Origin of the sequence: Bacillus sp. FJAT-49736, assembly GCF_018343615.1 — a bacterium.
In the GTDB taxonomy this organism is placed as follows: domain Bacteria; phylum Bacillota; class Bacilli; order Bacillales; family Bacillaceae_C; genus Margalitia.
Genome location: NZ_JAGYPI010000009.1, coordinates 1 through 3,193, shown reverse-complemented (window position 1 = coordinate 3,193; position 3,193 = coordinate 1). Strand labels below are relative to the sequence as shown.

The 3,193-nt window shown below is 52.3% G+C and carries 2 rRNA genes; both read right to left on the bottom strand.

Annotation, left to right across the window (positions count from 1 at the left end):
- Positions 1-117, bottom strand: a 5S ribosomal RNA gene (rrf, locus tag KHA87_RS21515).
- A 100-nt stretch (positions 118-217) separates the two neighbouring features.
- Positions 218-3,175: ribosomal RNA gene (locus tag KHA87_RS21510) — 23S ribosomal RNA — on the bottom strand.
- Positions 3,176-3,193 lie beyond the last annotated feature (18 nt).

Here is a 3,193-nt window from a genome sequence, read left to right as displayed (position 1 = left end):
GCCTGGCAACGTCCTACTCTTGCAGGGGGAGAGCCCCCAACTACCATCGGCGCTGAGAAGCTTAACTTCCGTGTTCGGGATGGGAACGGGTGTGACCTTCTCGCCATTATTACCAGACCTCAGTTTTTTGCTGAACGCAAAATAACTTTCTTTTTGTAAGGGTTTGTTCCCTCAAAACTAAATACTGCAGAAGAATCAAGTAAAGAGAATCGCTTTTTTGGTTAAGTCCTCGATCGATTAGTATTCGTCAGCTCCATGTGTCGCCACACTTCCACCTCGAACCTATCAACCTGATCATCTTTCAGGGATCTTACTAGCTTGACGCTATGGGAAATCTCATCTTGAGGGGGGCTTCATGCTTAGATGCTTTCAGCACTTATCCCTTCCGCACATAGCTACCCAGCGATGCCTTTGGCAAGACAACTGGTACACCAGCGGTGCGTCCATCCCGGTCCTCTCGTACTAAGGACAGCTCCTCTCAAATTTCCTACGCCCACGACGGATAGGGACCGAACTGTCTCACGACGTTCTGAACCCAGCTCGCGTACCGCTTTAATGGGCGAACAGCCCAACCCTTGGGACCGACTACAGCCCCAGGATGCGATGAGCCGACATCGAGGTGCCAAACCTCCCCGTCGATGTGGACTCTTGGGGGAGATAAGCCTGTTATCCCCGGGGTAGCTTTTATCCGTTGAGCGATGGCCCTTCCATGCGGAACCACCGGATCACTAAGCCCGACTTTCGTCCCTGCTCGACTTGTAGGTCTCGCAGTCAAGCTCCCTTGTGCCTTTACACTCTACGAATGATTTCCAACCATTCTGAGGGAACCTTTGGGCGCCTCCGTTACTCTTTAGGAGGCGACCGCCCCAGTCAAACTGCCTGCCTGACACTGTCTCCCACCCCGATTGAGGGGTGCGGGTTAGAATTTCAATACAGCCAGGGTAGTATCCCACCGACGCCTCCACCGAAGCTGGCGCTCCGGCTTCAAAGGCTCCTACCTATCCTGTACAAGCTGTACCAAAATTCAATATCAAGCTGCAGTAAAGCTCCACGGGGTCTTTCCGTCCTGTCGCGGGTAACCTGCATCTTCACAGGTACTATAATTTCACCGAGTCTCTCGTTGAGACAGTGCCCAGATCGTTACGCCTTTCGTGCGGGTCAGAACTTACCTGACAAGGAATTTCGCTACCTTAGGACCGTTATAGTTACGGCCGCCGTTTACTGGGGCTTCAATTCAGAGCTTCGCTTGCGCTAACCCCTCCTCTTAACCTTCCAGCACCGGGCAGGCGTCAGCCCCTATACTTCGCCTTGCGGCTTCGCAGAGACCTGTGTTTTTGCTAAACAGTCGCCTGGGCCTATTCACTGCGGCTCTCTCGGGCTTGCACCCTACCAGAGCACCCCTTCTCCCGAAGTTACGGGGTCATTTTGCCGAGTTCCTTAACGAGAGTTCTCTCGCTCACCTTAGGATTCTCTCCTCGCCTACCTGTGTCGGTTTGCGGTACGGGCACCTTTTACCTCACTAGAGGATTTTCTTGGCAGTGTGGAATCAGGAACTTCGGTACTATATTTCCCTCGCCATCACAGCTCCGCCTTCACGGTTACGGGATTTGCCTCGTAACCAGCCTAACTGCTTGGACGCACATATCCAACAGTGCGCTTACCCTATCCTCCTGCGTCCCCCCATCGTTCAAACGGTAAAGAGGTGGTACAGGAATATCAACCTGTTGTCCATCGCCTACGCCTTTCGGCCTCGGCTTAGGTCCCGACTAACCCTGAGCGGACGAGCCTTCCTCAGGAAACCTTAGGCATTCGGTGGAAGGGATTCTCACCCTTCTTTCGCTACTCATACCGGCATTCTCACTTCTAAGCGCTCCACCAGTCCTTCCGGTCTGGCTTCACCGCCCTTAGAACGCTCTCCTACCACGGACACCTACGGTGTCCATCCACAGCTTCGGTGATACGTTTAGCCCCGGTACATTTTCGGCGCAGAGTCACTCGACCAGTGAGCTATTACGCACTCTTTAAATGGTGGCTGCTTCTAAGCCAACATCCTGGTTGTCTAAGCAACTCCACATCCTTTTCCACTTAACGTATACTTTGGGACCTTAGCTGGTGGTCTGGGCTGTTTCCCTTTTGACTACGGATCTTATCACTCGCAGTCTGACTCCCAAGCATAAGTATTTGGCATTCGGAGTTTGTCTGAATTCGGTAACCCGATGAGGGCCCCTAGTCCAAACAGTGCTCTACCTCCAATACTCTTCATCTTGAGGCTAGCCCTAAAGCTATTTCGGAGAGAACCAGCTATCTCCAAGTTCGATTGGAATTTCTCCGCTACCCACACCTCATCCCCGCACTTTTCAACGTGCGTGGGTTCGGGCCTCCAGTAAGTGTTACCTTACCTTCACCCTGGACATGGGTAGATCACCTGGTTTCGGGTCTACGACCTCATACTATGTTCGCCCTATTCAGACTCGCTTTCGCTGCGGCTCCGCCTCATCAGCTTAACCTTGCATGAAATCGTAACTCGCCGGTTCATTCTACAAAAGGCACGCTATCACCCGGCATTTTTCCAAAGGAAAATATGCACAGGGCTCTAACTACTTGTAGGCACACGGTTTCAGGTTCTCTTTCACTCCCCTCCCGGGGTGCTTTTCACCTTTCCCTCACGGTACTGGTTCACTATCGGTCACTAGGGAGTATTTAGCCTTGGGAGATGGTCCTCCCTGCTTCCGACGGGATTTCACGTGTCCCGCCGTACTCAGGATCCACTCTGGAGGGAACGAAGTTTCAACTACAGGGTTGTTACCTTCTTTGACGGGCCTTTCCAGACCTCTTCATCTACTCCGTTCCTTTGTAACTCCGTATAGAGTGTCCTACAACCCCAAGAGGCAAGCCTCTTGGTTTGGGCTTCTTCCGTTTCGCTCGCCGCTACTCAGGAAATCGCAATTGCTTTCTCTTCCTCCGGGTACTTAGATGTTTCAGTTCCCCGGGTCTGCCTTCCTTATCCTATGTATTCAGATAAGGATACTGCTCCATTACGAGCAGTGGGTTCCCCCATTCGGAAATCTCCGGATCAAAGCTTGCTTACAGCTCCCCGAAGCATATCGGTGTTAGTCCCGTCCTTCATCGGCTCCTAGTGCCAAGGCATCCACCGTGCGCCCTTACTAACTTAACCTATAAGGTTATTACTACT